Genomic DNA, 18281 nt, shown 5'->3' on the forward strand with positions numbered 1-18281 from the left:
ATCACCGGCCTCAACGAGCCCAGCGCGCATCTGCACCAGGAGCTGTCGGGCACCCTCACCGGCGGACACTGACCCCGGGTTCCGCAGAACACGCGGCGGGCCGCCAGGGTGGGCGGATTCTAGGGGTCGTTGCAACACCGAAGGTCAGTTGCTTGCTTGAAGCAGCTTAGTCAGACGCTCGGCTGGGTATCCCAGCCGAGCGTCTTGCGTGGACGCCCGTTGAGCTGCACGGCCACCGCCTCGTGACCGGCGCTCGGGCGGCGGGAGAACTCGCCGCCGCGCATACGGACGGCCAGGATCAGTACGGCCAGGCCGACGAGGGTGATCAGCGCCCCCGTCCACAGGGGCGAGGCGTAGCCGAGCCCGGCCGCCAAGCCGAGGCCGCCCGCCCAGGCACCGAGGGCGTTGCCGACGTTGAACGCGGCGATGTTGGCGCCGGAGGCGATCGTGGGTGCCCGGTCGGCGAAGCCCATGATCCGCATCTGCAACCCCGGAACGGTCGCGAAACCGAAGGCGCCCATGAGCAGCAGGGCCGCCAGCGCCGCCCACTTGAGGTGCGCGACCAGGGCGAACACCGCCAGGACCAGGGCGAGCACCGCGAACAGCGTCAGCAGGGTACGGCCGAGGTCGCGGTCGGCCAGGCGCCCGCCCCACAGGTTCCCCGCGAACAGGCCCACACCGAACAGCACGAGCAGCCACGGTACGGTGGCCGCGGCGAACCCGCTGACCTCGGTCAGGGTGAAGGCGATGTAGGTGAAGCCGCCGAACATACCGCCGAAACCGAGCACCGTGACGGCCAGTGACAGCCAAACCTGGACGCTGCGGAAGGCCCCGAACTCCGCGCGCAGCCCGCCCCGGGCACGCTTTCCCTCATCCCTCCGGCTCGGGACGAGCAGGGCGATACCGGCGAACGCGACCACGCCGATGGCGGTGATGGCCCAGAAGGTCGACCGCCAGCCGAGCGCCTGGCCCAGGAAGGTACCGAAGGGCACGCCCAGGACGTTGGCGGTGGTCAGGCCCGCGAACATCAGGGAGACCGCGGCGGCTCCGCGGTGCGCTGGTACGACGCTGGCGGCCAGCACGGCACCGATACCGAAGAAGGCCCCGTGGCACAGGGCCGCCAGGACGCGCCCGGCGAGCATGACCTCGTAGGTGGAGGCCAGCGCGGAGACCGCGTTGCCCGCGATGAACAGCACCATGAGCAGCAGCAGCGCACGTTTGCGGTTGACGTCGTTGAGCAGTGCGGTCAGGCCGACGCCCCCGACCGCGACGGCGAGCGCGTAGCCGGAGACGAGGTAGCCCGCGACCGTGGGCGTGACGCCGAAGTCGGCGCCGACCTCCGGCAGCAGACCCATGATGACGAACTCGGTGAGTCCGATACCGAAGCCCCCGACGGCGAGGGCGTACAGCGCGAGCGGCATGGGGACGTACTCCTTCGAGAGACTTGTATTTGCGTGTGCACTAGTTGCAGACACAACGAGATAGTTGCACACGCCTCCTATCAGCGCAAGCTGCTATGATGTGTGTGCTTCAGTAAGCCGTGTCACCCGAAGGAGGCTGCGGAGCATGGGCATCGCCGACGACGCCGTCGAGATCCGGGCACATGGGTGGCGCACGCTCGCCGCGGTCCACGGCCTGATCGAGACCGCCCTGGAGAAGGCGCTCCAGTCCCGGCACGGCATCTCCGTGGTGGAGTACACGGTCATGGACGCCCTGGGACGCCAGGACGGCTGGCACATGCGTATGCGTCAGCTCGCCCGCGCCGCCGCCCTGTCCAACAGCGCTACCACCCGCCTGGTCACACGGCTGGAGGACCGGGGCCTGCTCACCCGGGTGCTGTGCGCGGACGACCGGCGCGGCATCTATACCGAGCTCACCCCTGACGGGTCGGCCCTGCTCGCCGAGGCGCGCCCCACCCACGACGCGGTTCTCAAGGAGACGCTGGACGAGGCCGCGGCCACACCCGAGCTGGCACCCCTGGTGTCCGCCCTGCGCGACCTCGCTCCCCGGTCACTCGTGTGAGCCGCACGCCCGCGGCCGTGTCCGCGGACGGATGCCGCAGGCGGTTGTCCACAGGCCGGAGAGGCCCCTGGTCCGCTGGTCGGGCGTGCCCTACTTTCGAATCATGAAGTTCCTGGTACGCGAGCGCGTGTTCGACATCGGTGACGACTACTGGGTAACCGACGAGGAGGACCGCAAGGTCTTCCTCGTGGACGGCAAGGCGCTGCGGTTGCGCACGACCTTCGAGCTCAAGGACACCGAGGGCAACGTCCTGGCGGTCATCCGCAAGAAGCTGTTCCGGGTGCGCGACCGGATACGCGTCGAACGCGAGGGCGGCACCTCGGCCACCGTGCGCAAGCGCCTGTTCAATCCCGTGCGCGACAAACTCGTGGTGGAGGTGGAGGACGCACCGGACTGGGAGGTGGCCGGGGACCTCTTCGACAAGGAATACGTCATCAGCGACGAGCACGGCACCGTCGCGCACGTGTCCCGCAGATGGTTCCGTGTCCGCGACACCTACGCCGTGGACGTCAACACCCACCGACACGACATCGGCGGCGACCCCGCTCTGGTGATCGGCGTGGCGGTGGCCGTGGACACCCTGACCGACGACGGGGACTGAGCACCGCCGCCCTCGGTCCATCCCCCGGCCGGTCGGGGAGCCGGCCCGCCGCGGACACCGGTCGTACCCCGCTCCGGAACGGGCGGGGCTCCCCGCCCACGGTGTCAGTGGCCGGTGCCACCGTCGACGCGCTCGCGCAGCAGGTCGGCGTGGCCGTTGTGGCGGGCGTACTCGGCGACCAGCCTGACCAGGGCCACCCGTAGCTGGAACGGCTCGCCGCTGCGTGCCTCCGTCCCGGTTGCGTCCAGGGAGGAGGCGGCGGCGATCTCCCGGGCGCGGACGACCTCCTCGCGCCAGACCGCGAAGTCCTCGACCGGGTCGCCATCCAGTCCGTCGAAGTCCTGGTCGGGGTCGTCGTCGGAGTAGTACAGCAGCGGCAGCTCCTCCCCCGCGAACTGGATACGCAACCACCACCGCTCGACACCGGCCAGGTGCCGGACCAGTCCGTGCAGGCTCATCCCGGAGGGTTCGACCGACCTCCTGGAGAGTTGCGCGGCGGTGAGTCCCGCGCACTTGGCAGCGAAGGTGGCGCGGTGCCAGTCCAGGTACGCGGTGAGGACCCCGCGCTCGTCCCCGGTCCTGGGCAGGGGCGGCCGGTCGGCCGCCTCCCAGATGGGCGCGTAGTTGTTCGACAGGATCTGGTGCATGGTTCCAGTGTGCGCCGCGCCCGCGACAGTCGGCCGCCGGGAGGTCCCGCGCCGTCCCGCGGACCGGGTGGCTGGCTTGTAGTGCCCGGCATGTCCCGGACGGGTCAGGCTGGCCCTGCCAAGGGACGGCGTGGGCGGAAGGGGCCATGAGGAAGAGGGACGCCTGGGAGCGGGCGGATCTCCTCAGGCGGCGGGCCAGGAGCTGCCCGTGAGGTCGTAGGCCAGGTGGAACCACACCTTGCGGATACTGGGATGCCCGTTGTCGCCCCAGGTGGTGGCGAAGCTGTCGACCAGGGCCAGCCCCCGGCCGCTCTCGGCGGTGAGCCGGTCGCCCTCCATGGGCTCGGCGCTCAGCGGGCCGTCCTCACCGGCTGGGGAGCGTGTCGGTTTGCCGCCGTCGCGGCAGACCAGGGTGAGCCCGTTGGCCGACCGGGTCACCCGCAGCACGAAGGTCTGGCCCTCCTCCCCGGAGCGGCTGTGCCGGATGGCGTTGGTCGCCAGCTCGGTGCCCAGGAGCGAGAAGACGTACCGGTAGTCGCTGTCCCGGCTGGCCGCGCAGGTGTCCAGGAAGGCGCGGGCCAGCGGCACGCTCGCGGGCTCGCCGGGGAACTCCCAGTGACGCTTGGTGAACGGAACCGGCGACCGTCCGCTGAAGTAGTGCCGGTACTCGTCCGGTACACCCGCGAGAACGGTGTCCTCGGCCTTGGTCAGGGTGGGTACGGAAACGAGCGTGGGCATGGAGGACTCCTTCGGCGGGGCGGCTCGGACGGGCAGGCGAACCGCGTGAGGGGCGGCTGGGGGAGCGTCCAGCGGCCGCATGTGAGGGAAGGCGGCACGGAACGGCTACGACCTTACGCGATCAGACCCCTGTGGGACAGGGGATGTGGATGTGGTGAGTCGCGCGAATCCCGGTGTGTGCCCCGTGTTCGTGCCCGCGGGTCCGGACCGCCTCCCCTCCCGGCGGCTCAGCCCGCGGCGTCGAGCGCCTCCTTGGCGGCGGCCTCCGCCTCGACGCGCTCGGCCGGGACCAGCCCCACACGCGTGCGCCGGTCCAGTAGGTCGCCGGTGTCCATGGCCCCCTCGTGGCGCACCCCGAACCGGAGTTCGGCGCCGGTGACCCCGCGTACGACGGGCGTGAGCAGCGCCGGGTCCGCGTCGGCCCCGGACAGGACGTCGACCGCCTCGGTGCCGTACCTGGTTACCAGGCGGCGCGGGGCGTCGATGGCGTCGAGCTCCTCGTAGGAGGCCGCGCCCACCAGCGGCAGCGCGCGTGTCCGACAGGGCCCGGCGGACAGGCGGCGGGCGTGCACCGCGGTGTCCACGGCCTGCTCGGCCATCGCACGGTAGGTGGTGAGCTTGCCGCCGACCACGGTGACCGTGCCGTTCGGAGCGACCGTGACGGAGTGCTCTCGCGACAGGTCGGCGCTGTGGCCGTCACCCTCCAGCAGCGGACGCAGCCCGGCGAAGGCGCCGAGGACTTCGCTCCGGTCCAGACGGGTCGCCAGGGCCCGGTTGATCTGGCGGAGCAGGAAGTCCACGTCGTCCTCGGGGACCTCGGGGACGCGAAGGGCCGGGCCGTCCACGGGCTCGTCCGTGAGTCCGGCGTACACCCGGCCGTCCGGCTGGGGCAGCGCGAACACGAACCGGCTGGCGCTGCCGTCGATCGGCACGGTGAGCGCGGCCTTCGGGCCGCCGAGCGCGGCACCGTCGAGCACCAGGTGGCTGCCCCGGCTGGGGCGCAGGCGCACGTGCGGGTCGAGCTGGTCGGCGTGGACCCCGGTGGCGTTGACGACCGCGCGCGGGCGCACGGGGACGATCCGGCCCGTGGTCTCGTCGCGCAACACGACACCGTCGGCGGAGACGCTCTCGGCCGAGCAGCGCGTGATGACCCGGGCCCCCTCGCGCGCGGCGGTGCGTGCCAGGCCGAGGACGAACCGGGCGTCGTCGACGAGCTGGCCGTCGAAGGAGAGGACGCCGCCGAGGAGGCCGTCGGTGGCGACGCCGGGGAGCAGGCGCCGGGTCTGGCGTGCGCTGAGCACGCGCGGTCGGGGCAGTACGCTGCCGGGGGTGCCGGCCAGGGATCGCAGGAGGTCGCCCATGCCCGTACCCGCACGTACGAACAGTGCTCTGGCCAGTCCGCTCCCCCGGTGGACGGGCACCACCATGGGCAGGGGCCGTACCAGGTGGGGCGCGGTCACCCGCATGAGGACGTCCCGTTCGCGGGCGCTCTCGTAGGCGATGCCGACCTGCCCCTTGGCGAGGTAGCGAAGGCCGCCGTGGACGAGCTTGGAGCTCCAGCGACTGGTACCGAAGGCCAGGTCGTGGCGTTCGACCAGCACGGTGGACAGGCCTCGCGAGGCGGCGTCGAGCGCGACACCGGCGCCCGTCACTCCCCCTCCGATGACCAGGACGTCCGCCTGGGGGTGGTGCTCCAGCGAGGCGAGGTCCGCGGCGCGCCGCGTGGCGTTGAGGGAGGAGGACGCGGGGGTCGTGGTGTTCATGAGTGCTCCTGATTCCTTCGTCGGTGGTTGCGGCCCGTCCTTCTCGGGGCTGGTGTACGTGGGCTGACCGAGGACCCGGCCTGGTGGTTCACGGAGCGAGGTAGCCGTCCAGCAGGGAGGTGAGTTCGTCGACGAGCCCGGGCTCGTCGATCACGTCGGCGAACAGGCGGCGGGAGGTGACGGTCCCCTGGACAGTCACCAGCACGAAGCGGGCCAGTACCTCGGGGTCGCCCGTGCGGACCGAACCGTCGCGCTGCCCCTCGGCGATGGCCGGCTCCACCAGCTCCAGGGCGGCGTGGTGGCTGGTGCCCAGCCGATGGAAGGTATAGGTCGTCAGGAGCTCGGGCTCGGTGTCCACGATCCTGGTGAACAGCGGGTGGGCGAGCATGGCGCGGGCGATCCCGGCGGCGTGCCGTACCAGGAGGACGCGCACGTTCTCCCCGGCCGGGCCGTCACTGGAGGAGGTCTCCTCCTCCAGCAGGATCCGTCGCAGTTCCCGGGTGAGCAGGTCGGCGACGAGCGCGGTCACGTCGGGCCAGCGCCGGTAGACGGTGGGCCTGCTGACCCCGGCCCGGCGGGCCACGTCGGTCAGGGTGGCGCGACGCACCCCGAAGTCCTCGACACAGGCACGGGTCGCGTCCAGGATCCGATCATCAACGTTACGTTTTGACGCCATATGTAAAACTGTAGAGCATGACTGACGACACTGCCCCCTCCGGTGGCTCCGGGCCGGCTCCTGACGCCGACACCGCTCCGGACATGAGCTGGTTCGCCTGGGGCGATCCCGCCAAGGCGACCGGTCTGGACCCCGGGCTGCGCGATCTGATCTCCCAGGTGCTGCGGGCGCCGCTGGAGGACCTGCCCCCGGTCCCCGAGGAGCGGGTGGAGCTTCCCCCCTCTCGTCTGGATGCCCGGCTGCGCGAAGTCCTCGCCGGGGTGGTCGGTGACGGCCACGTGCGCACCGACGACGCCGTCCGGCTGCGCCACAGCGGCGGCAAGAGCACCCCCGACCTGCTGCTGCGTCGCGCGGGCTCGGCCGATCCCGCCCCGGACGCCGTCCTGTACCCCGCCGGCCACGACGAGGTTCAGCACGTTCTGGAGGTGTGCTCGGCCGAGCGCGTCGCCGTGGTGCCCTTCGGCGGCGGCACCAGCGTGGTGGGCGGAGTGGCCCCGCTGCGCGGCGGCTTCCACGCCGTGATCGCCCTGGACCTGCGCCGTCTGGACCGGCTGGTGTCCGTGGACACCACGTCGATGACCGCCGTCCTGGGCGCGGGCGTGCGTACCCCGCACGCGGAGGCGATGCTGGCCGAGTACGGGTGCACGCTCGGACACCTCCCGCAGAGCTACGAGTACGCGAGCATCGGCGGATACGCGGCCACCCGGTCCAGCGGCCAGGCCTCCTCCGGTTACGGCCGCTTCGAGGACATGGTGGTGTCACTGCGTGTGGCCACTCCACGCGGCACCCTGGAGACGGGCGGTCCCCCCGCCTCGGCCGCCGGACCGGACCTCGGCCGCCTGCTGCTGGGCTCGGAGGGCACGCTGGGGGTGATCACCGAGGTGGGCCTACGGGTACGGCGCCGCCCGGAGCGGGTCCTGGACGAGGCGTGGTCCTTTCCCGACTTCGCGACCGGGGTGGAGGCGCTGCGGACCCTGGCCCAGTCCGACATACGCCCGACCATGGCGCGGGTGCTGGACGAGTCGGAGACCTTCGTGGGCGCGGCCATGGGCGGGCGCGAGGCGGCTCCCGGATGCCAGGCGGTGCTGGGCTTCGAGGGCGCCGGGGCCGAGGTGGAGGCCCGGGCGGCGGCTGCCCGGGAGGCCATGGCCGCGGTGGGCGGCGCCCCGCTTGGCCCGGAGCCGGTGGCGCACTGGCGGCGCAACCGGTTCTCCGCGCCCTACCTGCGCGACACCCTGCTGTCGGCGGGGGTCCTCGCCGAGACCCTGGAGACCGCATCGTCCTGGGCTGACCTGCTGCCGCTGTACACGGCGGTCACGGGCGCCCTCACCGGGGCGCTGGAGGACGGAGAGGGCGGTGCGGTGGTGATGTGCCACGTGTCGCACACCTATCCCACGGGCGCCTCGCTGTACTTCACGGTGGCGGCGGCGGCCGGTGCCGCGCCGCTGGAACGGTGGAGCCGGGCCAAGCGGTCGGCCTCGGACGCGATCACGGCCCACGGCGGGACGATCACCCACCACCACGCTGTGGGCACCGACCACCGGCCGTGGATGGCCACGGAGATCGGGCCGCTGGGCGGCGATGTGCTGCGCGCGGTCAAGGCTTCGCTGGACCCCGGGGGCGTGCTGAACCCGGGCAAGCTCATTCCCGACCCGTAGGCGGCACCTGCCGACGGCCCCGCACGTCCTTCTGGCACACGTCCATCAGGCCCTCCCCGTGGGAGAGCTGCCGCTCCACCTGACGGGCGAAACCGTCGAGGAAGTCCAGGAGCTCCGCCTCTTCGAAGTGCGGGGCCTCGACGGTGCAGGAGGTGGTGGCCAGAGCGTTGACGGTGGTGAAGGCGGAACTGCCGAAGACCAGGCCCGTCCTGCCCCCGGGCTGACCCGGCCGGGGTCCCGCGTGAACGGGGGACCCGGCCGGGGCCGGTCCTACTCGGTCTCGCCGACCCTGGCGATCTGGCTCTCGACCTCGTCCGTGAGATCGTGGACCGTGTCCAGCGCGTCCGTCAGCTCCGTCTCCTCCGGAGAGAAACCGTAGTAGACGACCACCCACATGTTGTCGGCGATGAAGACGCCGGAGGCGAACCCCGCTTCCATGTCGAGCTCGGAGAAGGCCTCGACGAACCCGATGGAGAAACCGGAGTCACCGAACGAGCCGGGGCGCCAGACGGCCTCGTCGTACTCCTCGCCCTCGAAGGAGAGCGTGCCCACCTCGCCGGGCGCGGGCCACCCCTCGGCCTCCTCCAGGATGTCGAGCATGTCCTGCGAGCGCTCCTCCATGCTCTCGCCCTCAGGGTCCAGGGCGTTGACGGTGATCGAGACGGACGCCTCCGAGGCATCGGCCTGCGCCCCGCACTCGAGGTACCCGTAGTCGTCGCCGTCGGAGGGTGAGAACTCCCCGCTGAGCTCCAGGTCGCCGCGCTCCAGCACGTCCTCGACCATCTCGGAGGGGAACGCCTCCTCGCAGTCGGGGAAGGCCGTGTAGAGCTTGGGCACCGATGACACCGCCCAGATGACGCCGCCACCGACGACCAGCAAGAGCGCGGCGCCCGCGGCCCCGGCGATGATCATATTCCGCCGTCTGGTGTTGCCGGAGCCGGGCTGTCCCGGGTGGCCGGGCACACCTCCGGGAGGGTAGGGGCCCTGGGGCGGCATGCCGCCGGGGGGAGCCGCGTACCCGTACTGGGGGCCGGCTCCCGGTACGCCCTGGGGCGGCTGCGGGCCCTGAGGGCCGGAAGGGCCGCCGCCGTAGGGCGGCTGGGGAGGTTGCGGGCCGGGAGGGCCCGGGGGAGGACCGGGAGGGCCGCCGCCGTAGGGCCCCTGGGGGTGCTGCTGCCCCGGGTGGGGGCGGCCCTGGTGGGGGCCGGGCGGGCCGTGGGGCGGTTGAGCCGTCATCTGAGGAGACTCCAGAGGGGGAGGGAGGATACGGACACGTACGGTGCGCCTGCCGATGACAGCGACACACGACCCCGCGTGACATACGAAGCGTCACCAAGCTACCGACGAATCACCCCGGACAGGCACGGAAACGGAGTTTCGCATTGGCCCGAACCGGCCAATGCGGCTTCCCGGTGCCCCGACAATGGATCCTGTGGCACGAGGAAAGCTCCGTATCTATCTGGGATCGGCCCCCGGCGTCGGCACCACGCACAACGCCCTGACCGAGGTCCGCCGCCGGGCCGAGCACGGCACCGACGTGGTGGTCGCCGCCGTCCACACCTACCGCCGCGAACGCACCTCCGCCCTGCTGGAGGGCCTGGAGGAGGTACCACCGCACCCGTCCGGCTCCGTGGACACCGCCGCCGTGGTCTCGCGCGCCCCGGACACGGCCCTGGTCGACGACCTCGCCCGCACCAACGCGTCCGGCGCGTCCAACACCACCCGCTGGCAGGACGTGGAGGAGCTGTTGGAGGCGGGTGTGAATGTGCTGTCCACCGTGGGCATCCACCAGCTGGAGTCGCTCAACGACGTGGTCCACCAGATCACCGGCGTACGCCCGGAACAGACCGTCCCCGACCATGTGGTGCGCCGCGCCGCCGAGGTCGAACTCGTGGACGTCACCCCGCAGGAGCTACGCCGCAGGATGGCGTACGGAGACATCCACCCAGCCGAGCGCGTGGACGCCGCCCTGGCCGACTACTACCGGGAGGGCAACCTGGCGGCACTGCGCGAGCTGGCACTGCTGTGGACCGCCGACCGGGTGGAGCAGGGCCTGGCCCGTTACCGGGGCGAGCACGAGATCCGGCGGACCTGGGAGGCCCGGGAGCGGGTCGTGGTGGCGCTCACCGGCGGACCCGAGGGCGAGACGCTGATCCGCCGTGCCGCCCGCGTGGCCGCCCGGTCGCGGGGCGGCCATCCCCAGCCCAGCCACCTGCTGGCCGTGCACGTGGTACCGCCGAACGGGATGGCACAGGCACCCACCGAGGACTTGTTGCGGCAGCGCAGACTGCTCGCCGAACTGGGCGGCACCTACCACCAGGTGGTCGGCAACGACGTCCCGACCGGGCTGCTGGACTTCGCACGGGGAGTGCACGCCACCCAGATCGTGCTCGGTTCCTCGCGCCGCCGCAGCTGGCAGTACGTGTTCGGCCCCGGGGTCGGCGCGATCGTGGCGCGCGACTCCGGGGACATCGACGTGCACATCGTCACCCATGAGCGGGTGGGCAGCGGGCGGTGGCTGCTGCCGCCGCCCGGCCGGGGCCTGGGCGAACACCGGCGGGTGGCCGGGTGGACGCTGGCCTTGCTGGCTCCCGCCCTGATGTCGATGGCGATGGCACTGCCCCTGTTCGAGGGCGTGAGCGCGGCCTCGGACGCGATGCTGCTGTTGCTGGCCACCGTGGCCGCGGCGGCGGTGGGCGGCCTGCGCCCCGCACTGCTGTCGGCGCTGTGGAGCACGTCCCTGCTCACCTTGTTGCTGTCCCCGCTGCACGGACGTCCTCCGGTGTCCCTGGACAACGTGCTGGCGCTGACCGCGTTCACCCTGGTGGGAGCACTGGTGGCGATCGTGGTGGAGGTGGCGGCCCGGCGGTCGGCGCAGGCCGCACGGGCCCGGGCCGAGGCCGACGCGGTAACCCTGCTGGCGAGCAGCGTCCTGGCGGGCAAGGAACCCCTCCAGGCCCTGCTGAGACGGATCCGGGAGACCTTCGGGCAGCGGTCGGCGACACTGCTGGACCGGCTGGACGACGGCCGGTGGCGGGCGGCGCACAGCGTGGGAGCCCCGGCGTGTGAGTCCCCCGAGGAGTCGGACGTGCTGGTGTCGATCTCCGACAACCTGGCGCTGGCGCTGCGCGGCCGGGTACTCCCCGCGGCCGACCGGGGCGTACTGCGGGCGTTCGCCGCGCATATCGGCATCGCCCTGGAGCACCAGCGGCTGGAGTGGGACGCGGCCGAGGCACGCAGCCAGGTGGCGGGCAACCGCATCCGCACGGCTCTGCTGGCGGCCGTCTCGCACGACCTGCGCACACCACTGACCTCGATCAAGGCGAGCCTTTCGAGCCTGCGCGCCACCGACATCGCCCTTACCGACGAGGACCGCGAGGACCTGCTGGAGACGGTGGAGGAGTCCACCGACCGGCTCAACCGGCTGATCGACAACCTGTTGGACATGAGCCGGGTGCACACCGACAACGTGCGTCCCAAGCTGCGCACGGTAGGCCTGGAGGAGGTCGTGCCCGTCACCCTTCTGGGCCTGCCGCACGGAGCGGTCACGGTGGACGTGCCCGACTGCCTGCCCCGGGTGCTGGCCGACTCCGGACTGCTGGAGCGCTCGGTGGCCAACGTGGTCTCCAACGCGGTCCGCCACAACCCGGATCCGCGTGTGCCGGTGCTGGTCGCGGCCAGTGCGCACGGTGACAGCGTGCAGTTGCGGGTGGTGGACCGGGGGCCGGGCGTCTCCGACGAGGCCAAACAGCGCATGTTCGAGGCCTTCCAGCGCCTGGGCGACGCCCCTCGGGGCACGGGGGTCGGTCTCGGACTGGCGGTCGCGCGTGGTTTCGTTGAGGCGATGCATGGGAGGCTCGACCCCGAGGACACCCCAGGAGGCGGGCTGACCATGGTGTTCACGCTCCGTGCCGTGGATGGGGACGAGGCGGACAGCGGGGACGAGAGGCAGGTCGATGCGAGTCCTGGTCGTTGACGACGACATACAGATCATCCGGGCGATGCGGATCAACCTCCGGGCCCGCGGGCATGATGTGGACACCGCGGCCAACGGCGCGTCAGCACTGCGGCTGGCCGCCGAGAACCACCCCGACGTGATCCTGCTCGACCTGGGCCTACCCGACATGGAGGGCATGGAGGTCATCCAGGGACTGCGTGGATGGTCCCAGGTTCCGATCATCGTGCTGTCGGCCCGGCACTCGGCCGGGGAGAAGGTGCGCTGCCTGGACTCGGGCGCCGACGACTACGTCACCAAGCCGTTCGGTATGGACGAGCTGCTGGCTCGGATGCGGGCCGCCGAGCGCCGGTCGGTGCGTACCGAGGAGGCTCCGCTGGTACGTACGCCGTGCTTCACCGTGGACCTGGGCGCCAAGCGGGTGCTGCGGGAGGGCGAGGAGGTGCGGTTGACCCCGACGGAGTGGCACATCCTGGAGCTTCTGTCACGGCACGCGGGGCAGCTGGTCACCCAGCGCCAGCTGCTGCACGGCGTGTGGGGCCCGGCCTACCAGAGCGAGACCAACTACCTGCGGGTGTACATGGCCCAGCTGCGCCGCAAGCTGGAGCCCGACCCCGCGCGTCCCCGGTACCTGATCACGGAGGCGGGGCGGGGGTACCGCTTCGAGAGGAGCGGTTCTCCACAGCCGGAGTAACGCGCCCCGATCAGCTGGCGAAGGCCAGTCCCTCGGACAGCTCCATGAGCATGTCGAACTCGTCGGTCCCCACATGGCCCCGATTGGCCCTGGCCACCGCCAGGCAGGGCGCGAAGGCGCGCACCCATGCCATCAGCCGGTCACCGTCCACCCCCAGGACTCCGGAGAGCACGTCCACTCGGTACACCACCTCTGTCAGGCTGGTGGCCCTCCACAGGGCCCATTCCACGGCGTCGACCGCGCCGTCGCCCAGGCAGGCGCGCGGATCGACGGCCACCAGGCCGCGCTCGCCGCCGTCGATCACGTTGCCCGGGTGCAGGTCCCCGTGCAGGGGCACGACGTCGACCGTCCCGTTGGCCAGGTCGCGGGCCCGGCAGAACCCCTGGTGCATGGCCGACGCGGGCACCACGTCGGCGGCCGGCCCCTCGGCGCGCTCGCGGTTCCACAGGTCGAAGACGAACTGCACCCGCGAGGTCAGGGGGCGCAGTTCGAGCAGTTCCCGGCGGGGCACCTCGACGGCGTGCAGCTGGGCGATGAGTGCGCCGATGGTCTCCATGGACGGGATCACTCCGCCCGCCGCGATGGTGTCGCCGTCGACCCACTCCATGAGGATGGCGCCCCGCTCGCAGTCCACCCCCCGCACGCGTGGCACGCGCCCGGAAGCCTCCCACATGCGCAGGAGCCGGGCCTCGGACACGGCCAGACCGGTGTCCGGAGACAGCTTGAGCACGGCCCGGGTGCCGTCGGGCAGGACGGCGCCGATGACGACGGAGGTCCGGCCGTGGGGGGCCGGCCCCTCGATGGTCAGCCGCCACTCCGAGGCAAGCTTCTCGACGATCGCGGGGAGCTCGGTCAGCCAATCACTGACATGGCTGCCGAAGCGCCGTTCCAGACGCCGACGCTGCCGGTCGTCGACGAACTGCACTGTGACGTCGTTCATACATCCACCTTAGATCGCCCACGTCGATGCCTGCCCGGGGTCGAGCCCCTTCGCGGGTCGACGGACCGGCGGTCCGTGCTGCGCGAGCGTTGTTCGGGCCCCGGGCCGGTCGCGGGGGAGCCTCCATACGACGTGGGGAATGCGAAGCCGCCGGAGGAGCCGCGCCCGGATCACTGCCGTGCCGCCTGACGGCGGCGCGGTACGGGTACCGCATTTGTGGGTACGGGGAGTTCCCGCCCGCTTGGTTCCTACCCGCCCTCGTGTCTTCGGTAACGGTACGGAAACGGCCCGAATCACGGGATCACCCACGGGCTCCACTGAGTCACCCTTGGTGGAGTCCTGCCGAGGATCCCTGGCGGCCGAGGACGCCGTGCGGTTCAGACCAGGCGCCCCTTGATCACCCGGTGCTGGGCGAGGAGGGTGTCCACGACCAGCTCCGAGGGCCACAGGGGCGCGGTGATGGCGGTGACGTCCAGCTCACGCAGCAGGTCGAAGTCGGGTCCGTCGACCAGCCTCCAGGCGGCGACGGCGACCTTGTCGTGGCCGTGGCGGCGCAGCCGGTCGACGGCGTCGAACACCGAGGGTGCCCAGGTGCGCAGGTAGCCGACCTGGACCGGGGAGCTGAGGCGGCGGCTGAGCATGCGTGCCACGTCCATGACGACCTGGCGCTCCTCGGTGCCGGTGGTGCCGTCAGCGGCCAGGACCACGCCGTCGGACGGCTTCCGGCCGGAGTCGGTGAGCCGTGCGGCGAGATCGGCGACGATGGACGGGACCGCCCCCAGGGGAGCGGTGCGGCAGGAGTCCTCCAGACGGCCGAGGTCGAGCCGGGAGAGCAGGCGGGCACTGGCGACGTCGCCACCCGCGACGAAGGCGGGGACGACCACCTTGGGGCCCCGGACGGAGCGCAGGGCGGCGGTGACGTCGGCGGGGCCGCCGAATGCCTGGGCCACCGGCACCTCGCCCCTGCTGGCCACAGCCTCGGCCAGGCCGCACAGGGCCTCCCTTCGGTGGGCGTCACGCGAGTCGTCGGCTACGAGGACCATCGTGGGGACCATGCACAACTCCTTCGTACTTCGCCTGGAAAACTGCCGTTGCCCGCAGATCGTAAAGCGGCACAGTTTCGAGGGGGTTCTGCCGTGTTACACGGAGGAAAACAGCGGACAATGGCTGCTGTGGTTATCACCGCCGAGAGCACCCGTGAACCATCACAATCGCCGAAAAAATCAGGGCTGTCCACTTCTCCGGAGGGTGGCGTACGCCTCACGGCACGCGCCGGGGAAGACGGCTATCCTTGCTCCTCAGGAAGCACGGTGCCGACCACCTGCCCAGACGGACGCTCCACGCTCCACGCCGGCAATTACCCCGCAGCAGGACATGGCGGACACCACATCCATAATTCACAGATGAACAAACCGCTGATTTCGCCTGAGCACCTCTCTAGAGAAATCTCCGGCAAAGGATTTCACATGCATTCGTCAAGTGCGGATGCACGTGCCGCTGAATGTGCGCTGGGCGCCCCGCCTGATACGGCGTGGATTTTCCGCCTCCTCCCTAGGCCGCCGTTTCCACTCCGGTTCGTCCCCGACGCCCGCCGGGCGCCCTCGGGCCGGTCGCCCCGCCCGAGATTCCCTACCGCGCGACCCCTTGGCATACCGCGCCCTCATCTGTCAAGGGTGCGCACTCCCCCAGGGCGCCATAACCGCGCACCACCTGACGTGGGGAGACAGGACGCGGGTTCGGCGTGACTACTTGCCATGAACCCCCGGATCCGCCCACACTTGGTACTGATGGAGCATGTCCCCGCAGGCACAGGAGCCGCAGGACCGCTCCGGGTGACCGCGGCCGCCGGTCTCCTCACCACCGGACGGGCCGCGCCCTGAGATCCGCACCGAACCATCCAGACTGGAGTGAGCATGGCCGTCCACCCTCGGGTGCAGACGCTGGCCCAGACCTTTCTCGCGCACGCCGACCAGGAGGCCCCCGGCCTGGTCGAAGGTCTCTACCTGACCGGTTCGGTCGCCCTCGGCGACTTCCGCCCCCACACCAGCGACGTCGACTTCGTCATCGTCACCGGTCGCACACCGGGACCACGCGAGCTGGAGCTGCTGCGCAGGGCCCACGCGCGCACACGCGCCGACATCCCCAAGCCCCAGTTCAACGGCGTCCACGTCACCTGGAACGACCTCACCCACGACCCGGCCTCCTGCGGCTCGGTCGCCTCGGTGATCAGCGGCCGGTTCCGCAGCCGCGCCAGCGCCGACGTCAATCCCGTCACCTGGCACATCCTCGCCGAGCACGGTGTCACCGTCCGCGGCCCGCACCCTCTCGAACTGGACGTGTGGGACGAGCCCGAGAGCCTGCGCGCCTGGTCCCTCGGTTCCTTGGACGAGCAGTGGCGGCGCTGGCGGGAGAAGGCGGGGCGTCTGGTCACTCCGCGCGGCCTGGCGGTCCTCGGCTCGCTGGCACCCTCGTGGAGCGTGCTGAGCGTCAGCTGCCTGCACTTCACCCTCAAGACCGGGGAGATCACCTCCAAGTCCTGCGCGGGCGCCTATGCCCTCCACGCCTTCCCCGAACGGTGGCAGCGCATCGTCAACGAGTGCCTGCGTGTGCGCCGCAGCGCCAACGCGTCCTCCCTGTACGAGAGCGCCCTGGCCCGACGACGAGCCGCCCTGGACTACATCGAGATGGTGCTGGACGACTCCCTGCGCCGCGGCCTGGCCGCCTGACGTGCCTCCTCGGTGCGCGCGGCGCCCCTTCGGCCGTCCGCCGCCGGGTCCGGATTCTCCGCTTCCGTACGACCTCCCGCACGGTCCCGCTAACCTGGTCGCATGACCATGCGACCCATCGTCCGTTTCGGCGACCCCGTCCTCGTCGCGCCGACCACCCCCGTCACGAAGTTCGACCAGCACACCGAGGTACTGGTCAGGGACCTCCTGGAGACGGTCGACGCCCCCGGACGGGCCGGCTTGGCCGCCACCCAGATCGGGGTGGGCCTGCGCGTGTTCAGCTACAACGTCGAGAACCGGGTCGGCTATGTGATCAACCCGGAGATCGCCGAGCTGTCGGAGGAGGTCCAGGAGGGCGAGGAGGGCTGTCTGTCGGTCCCCGGGCTGTGGTATCCCACCAAGCGGGCCGAGCGCGCCGTGGTCACCGGCGTGGACCTGCGCAACGAGCCGGTCACCCTGGAGGGAACCGGGCTGATGGCCCGCTGCCTCCAGCACGAGACCGACCACCTGGACGGCATCCTCTACGTGGACCGTCTGAGCCCCCAGTCCCGCAAACAGGCCCTGCGCGATATCCGCCGCTCGGACTGGTTCATGCCCGCCGAGCCGCCCGAACCGACGGGTGTGCAGCTCCCCCGCGCCTTCGGCGGCGCGAGCTGACGGAACCTCCCGCGCACGGCCCCTCAGTCATGCCGTGAGGGGACGATCCGGTCCTTCGCTCCGGGTATCTTCGGGCACATCCCCGCGCACTCCCCCAAGTCACGTGAGTCAAAGCAATAGGCATATAACGCCAAGATCTCGTATGGCCTGATGAGCATCTCCCACCGCCGCGGCCCCCCCGGCACACGCCGGCGGCACCGGATGCGCCAGGACCATCCTCGGAGCAGACATGAGACCCACTCCTTCCTCCTTCCCGCGCGGCAGACGTGCCGCCCTGGCCCTGGCCGGGCTGACCACGGCCCTCGCGGTCGGCCTGCCCGGCACGGTGCACGCGGAGCCGGAAGACGACGAGGTTGACATCGATGAGCTGAACCGGCGAGCCGAGGAACTGGAGGAGTCCTACGACGGCGAGCTACTCCAGTTCACCGAGATCAAGGAACGCGTGGAGGAGGCCGAGGAGGACCTGGAGGAGGTCGAGGAACGCCTGGACGCCTCCCGGGACGGCGTGTCCACCATCGCTTCCACCCAGTACAAGAGCGGAGGCGCCCTCGACCCCGCGTTCCAGGTGATCTTCTCCAGCCAGCCGGAGGAGATGTTCTCCGACTCCGCGGTCCTGAGCTACCTCGGGCAGAGCCAGTCCGAGCAGATCGCCGAGCTCGTCGAGACCCGCGACGAGGCCTCGCAGGTCGCTGAGGGGCTCCAGGAGGAGAAGGACGAGGCCGCGGAACTCATCGAGACGCTGGAGGCGGAGAAGGACGAGGTCGAGGAGCGCATCAAGAAGTACGAGGAGGAGCAGGTCCCCGAGACCTCCGGCGACGGCACCATCCCCGAGAGCGCCAAGGGCTGGGGGTGGAGCGGTGCCTCCCCGCGTATGGCAGCGATCCGCGACGAGATCGTGCAGACGATGGGCGCCCCCTACCCTGTGGGCTGCCTGCGCGCCGACTCCGGCGACCACGGCGCTGGCAACGCATGCGACTTCATGATGAGTTCGGGCGGTGCCCTGCCATCAGCGGAGAACAAGGCCCTGGGCGCCCAGATCTCCCAGTACGGGATCGACAACGCCGACCGGCTGGGCATCAAGTACATCATCTGGGAACAGCAGATCTGGCAGTCCACGGCACGCCAGTGGACGTGGATGAACGACCGGGGCGACAACACCCAGAACCACTACGACCACGTGCACATCTCGTCGTACTAGGCGTAG

16 protein-coding genes are annotated in these 18281 nt (G+C 71.2%); 8 read left to right on the forward strand and 8 right to left on the reverse strand.

The features are described 5' to 3' along the window. Nucleotides 1–170: 170 nt before the first annotated feature. Entirely contained in the window at nt 171–1421 is a 1251-nt protein-coding gene (locus tag AC0T5L_RS11535) for an MFS transporter (RefSeq protein WP_476165426.1), read from the reverse strand. Between the two features lie 145 nt (nt 1422–1566). Here AC0T5L_RS11535 and AC0T5L_RS11540 point away from each other — a divergent pair, with 145 nt between their 5' ends. After that, a complete protein-coding gene (locus AC0T5L_RS11540; protein ID WP_476165427.1) occupies nt 1567–2022 on the forward strand; it encodes a MarR family winged helix-turn-helix transcriptional regulator in 456 nt (151 codons plus the stop codon). A 103-nt stretch (nt 2023–2125) separates the two neighbouring features. Further along, the gene (locus AC0T5L_RS11545) at nt 2126–2623 is read left to right on the forward strand and encodes an LURP-one-related/scramblase family protein (RefSeq protein ID WP_476165428.1); all 498 of its coding nucleotides are present in this window, start codon (nt 2126–2128) and stop codon (nt 2621–2623) included. 104 nt (nt 2624–2727) lie between these two features. On the opposite strand, the gene AC0T5L_RS11550 is transcribed toward AC0T5L_RS11545, so the two are convergent. The 4 genes from AC0T5L_RS11550 to AC0T5L_RS11565 form a co-directional block, all read right to left on the reverse strand. Beyond that, the gene (locus AC0T5L_RS11550) at nt 2728–3270 is read right to left on the reverse strand and encodes a DinB family protein (protein ID WP_476165429.1); all 543 of its coding nucleotides are present in this window, start codon (nt 3268–3270) and stop codon (nt 2728–2730) included. Between the two features lie 183 nt (nt 3271–3453). After that, nucleotides 3454–4008, reverse strand: coding sequence for an ATP-binding protein (locus AC0T5L_RS11555; protein ID WP_476165430.1), 555 nt, complete (start codon nt 4006–4008; stop codon nt 3454–3456). Nucleotides 4009–4235: 227 nt separating this feature from the next. Further along, on the reverse strand, nt 4236–5771 hold the full coding sequence (locus AC0T5L_RS11560; RefSeq protein ID WP_476165431.1) for a glycerol-3-phosphate dehydrogenase/oxidase: 1536 nt from the start codon (nt 5769–5771) through the stop codon (nt 4236–4238). 88 nt (nt 5772–5859) lie between these two features. Next, nucleotides 5860–6447, reverse strand: a complete 588-nt coding sequence (locus AC0T5L_RS11565) for a TetR/AcrR family transcriptional regulator (protein WP_476165432.1) — start codon at nt 6445–6447, stop codon at nt 5860–5862. Between the two features lie 17 nt (nt 6448–6464). Here AC0T5L_RS11565 and AC0T5L_RS11570 point away from each other — a divergent pair, with 17 nt between their 5' ends. Then, entirely contained in the window at nt 6465–8105 is a 1641-nt protein-coding gene (locus AC0T5L_RS11570; RefSeq protein ID WP_476165433.1) for an FAD-binding oxidoreductase, read from the forward strand. Nucleotides 8106–8375: 270 nt separating this feature from the next. On the opposite strand, the gene AC0T5L_RS11575 is transcribed toward AC0T5L_RS11570, so the two are convergent. Further along, nucleotides 8376–9017 carry a hypothetical protein gene (locus tag AC0T5L_RS11575; protein ID WP_476165434.1) on the reverse strand — a complete coding sequence of 214 codons (642 nt, stop codon included), beginning with the start codon at nt 9015–9017 and terminating at the stop codon, nt 8376–8378. A gap of 511 nt (nt 9018–9528) precedes the next feature. Here AC0T5L_RS11575 and AC0T5L_RS11580 point away from each other — a divergent pair. After that, a complete protein-coding gene (locus AC0T5L_RS11580; protein ID WP_476165435.1) occupies nt 9529–12081 on the forward strand; it encodes an ATP-binding protein in 2553 nt (850 codons plus the stop codon). After that, entirely contained in the window at nt 12062–12754 is a 693-nt protein-coding gene (locus AC0T5L_RS11585; RefSeq protein WP_476165436.1) for a response regulator, read from the forward strand. The genes AC0T5L_RS11580 and AC0T5L_RS11585 overlap by 20 nt, the downstream gene beginning before the upstream one ends. A gap of 10 nt (nt 12755–12764) precedes the next feature. Here AC0T5L_RS11585 and AC0T5L_RS11590 read toward each other — a convergent pair whose 3' ends face one another. Next, nucleotides 12765–13694 carry an aminoglycoside phosphotransferase family protein gene (locus AC0T5L_RS11590; RefSeq protein ID WP_476165437.1) on the reverse strand — a complete coding sequence of 310 codons (930 nt, stop codon included), beginning with the start codon at nt 13692–13694 and terminating at the stop codon, nt 12765–12767. Nucleotides 13695–14071: 377 nt separating this feature from the next. Then, a complete protein-coding gene (locus AC0T5L_RS11595; protein WP_476165438.1) occupies nt 14072–14749 on the reverse strand; it encodes a sirohydrochlorin chelatase in 678 nt (225 codons plus the stop codon). Nucleotides 14750–15607: 858 nt separating this feature from the next. Here AC0T5L_RS11595 and AC0T5L_RS11600 point away from each other — a divergent pair. The 3 genes from AC0T5L_RS11600 (at nt 15608) to AC0T5L_RS11610 (ending at nt 18275) form a co-directional block, all read left to right on the forward strand. Next, complete coding sequence (locus AC0T5L_RS11600; protein ID WP_476165439.1) at nt 15608–16420, forward strand: nucleotidyltransferase domain-containing protein; 813 nt, start codon at nt 15608–15610, stop codon at nt 16418–16420. A gap of 102 nt (nt 16421–16522) precedes the next feature. Further along, nucleotides 16523–17077 (forward strand): peptide deformylase, encoded by a 555-nt coding sequence (gene def / locus AC0T5L_RS11605; RefSeq protein ID WP_476165440.1) that lies wholly within the window; start codon nt 16523–16525, stop codon nt 17075–17077. A 229-nt stretch (nt 17078–17306) separates the two neighbouring features. After that, the gene (locus AC0T5L_RS11610) at nt 17307–18275 is read left to right on the forward strand and encodes a coiled-coil domain-containing protein (protein ID WP_476165441.1); all 969 of its coding nucleotides are present in this window, start codon (nt 17307–17309) and stop codon (nt 18273–18275) included. The last annotated feature ends 6 nt before the right edge of the window (nt 18276–18281 follow it).

The organism is Nocardiopsis sp. TRM 82005, assembly GCF_056312425.1.

Excerpts from the sequence above, each read along its gene's own strand:
- AC0T5L_RS11535 (WP_476165426.1), bottom strand. The coding sequence starts at position 1,421 with ATGCCGCTCGCGCTGTACGCCCTCGCCGTCGGGGGCTTCGGTATCGGA.
- AC0T5L_RS11540 (WP_476165427.1), top strand. The coding sequence starts at position 1,567 with ATGGGCATCGCCGACGACGCCGTCGAGATCCGGGCACATGGGTGGCGC.
- AC0T5L_RS11545 (WP_476165428.1), top strand. The coding sequence starts at position 2,126 with ATGAAGTTCCTGGTACGCGAGCGCGTGTTCGACATCGGTGACGACTAC.
- AC0T5L_RS11550 (WP_476165429.1), bottom strand. The coding sequence starts at position 3,270 with ATGCACCAGATCCTGTCGAACAACTACGCGCCCATCTGGGAGGCGGCC.
- AC0T5L_RS11555 (WP_476165430.1), bottom strand. The coding sequence starts at position 4,008 with ATGCCCACGCTCGTTTCCGTACCCACCCTGACCAAGGCCGAGGACACC.
- AC0T5L_RS11560 (WP_476165431.1), bottom strand. The coding sequence starts at position 5,771 with ATGAACACCACGACCCCCGCGTCCTCCTCCCTCAACGCCACGCGGCGC.
- AC0T5L_RS11565 (WP_476165432.1), bottom strand. The coding sequence starts at position 6,447 with ATGGCGTCAAAACGTAACGTTGATGATCGGATCCTGGACGCGACCCGT.
- AC0T5L_RS11570 (WP_476165433.1), top strand. The coding sequence starts at position 6,465 with ATGACTGACGACACTGCCCCCTCCGGTGGCTCCGGGCCGGCTCCTGAC.
- AC0T5L_RS11575 (WP_476165434.1), bottom strand. The coding sequence starts at position 9,017 with ATGATCATCGCCGGGGCCGCGGGCGCCGCGCTCTTGCTGGTCGTCGGT.
- AC0T5L_RS11580 (WP_476165435.1), top strand. The coding sequence starts at position 9,529 with ATGGATCCTGTGGCACGAGGAAAGCTCCGTATCTATCTGGGATCGGCC.
- AC0T5L_RS11585 (WP_476165436.1), top strand. The coding sequence starts at position 12,062 with ATGCGAGTCCTGGTCGTTGACGACGACATACAGATCATCCGGGCGATG.
- AC0T5L_RS11590 (WP_476165437.1), bottom strand. The coding sequence starts at position 13,694 with ATGAACGACGTCACAGTGCAGTTCGTCGACGACCGGCAGCGTCGGCGT.
- AC0T5L_RS11595 (WP_476165438.1), bottom strand. The coding sequence starts at position 14,749 with ATGGTCCCCACGATGGTCCTCGTAGCCGACGACTCGCGTGACGCCCAC.
- AC0T5L_RS11600 (WP_476165439.1), top strand. The coding sequence starts at position 15,608 with ATGGCCGTCCACCCTCGGGTGCAGACGCTGGCCCAGACCTTTCTCGCG.
- def (WP_476165440.1), top strand. The coding sequence starts at position 16,523 with ATGACCATGCGACCCATCGTCCGTTTCGGCGACCCCGTCCTCGTCGCG.
- AC0T5L_RS11610 (WP_476165441.1), top strand. The coding sequence starts at position 17,307 with ATGAGACCCACTCCTTCCTCCTTCCCGCGCGGCAGACGTGCCGCCCTG.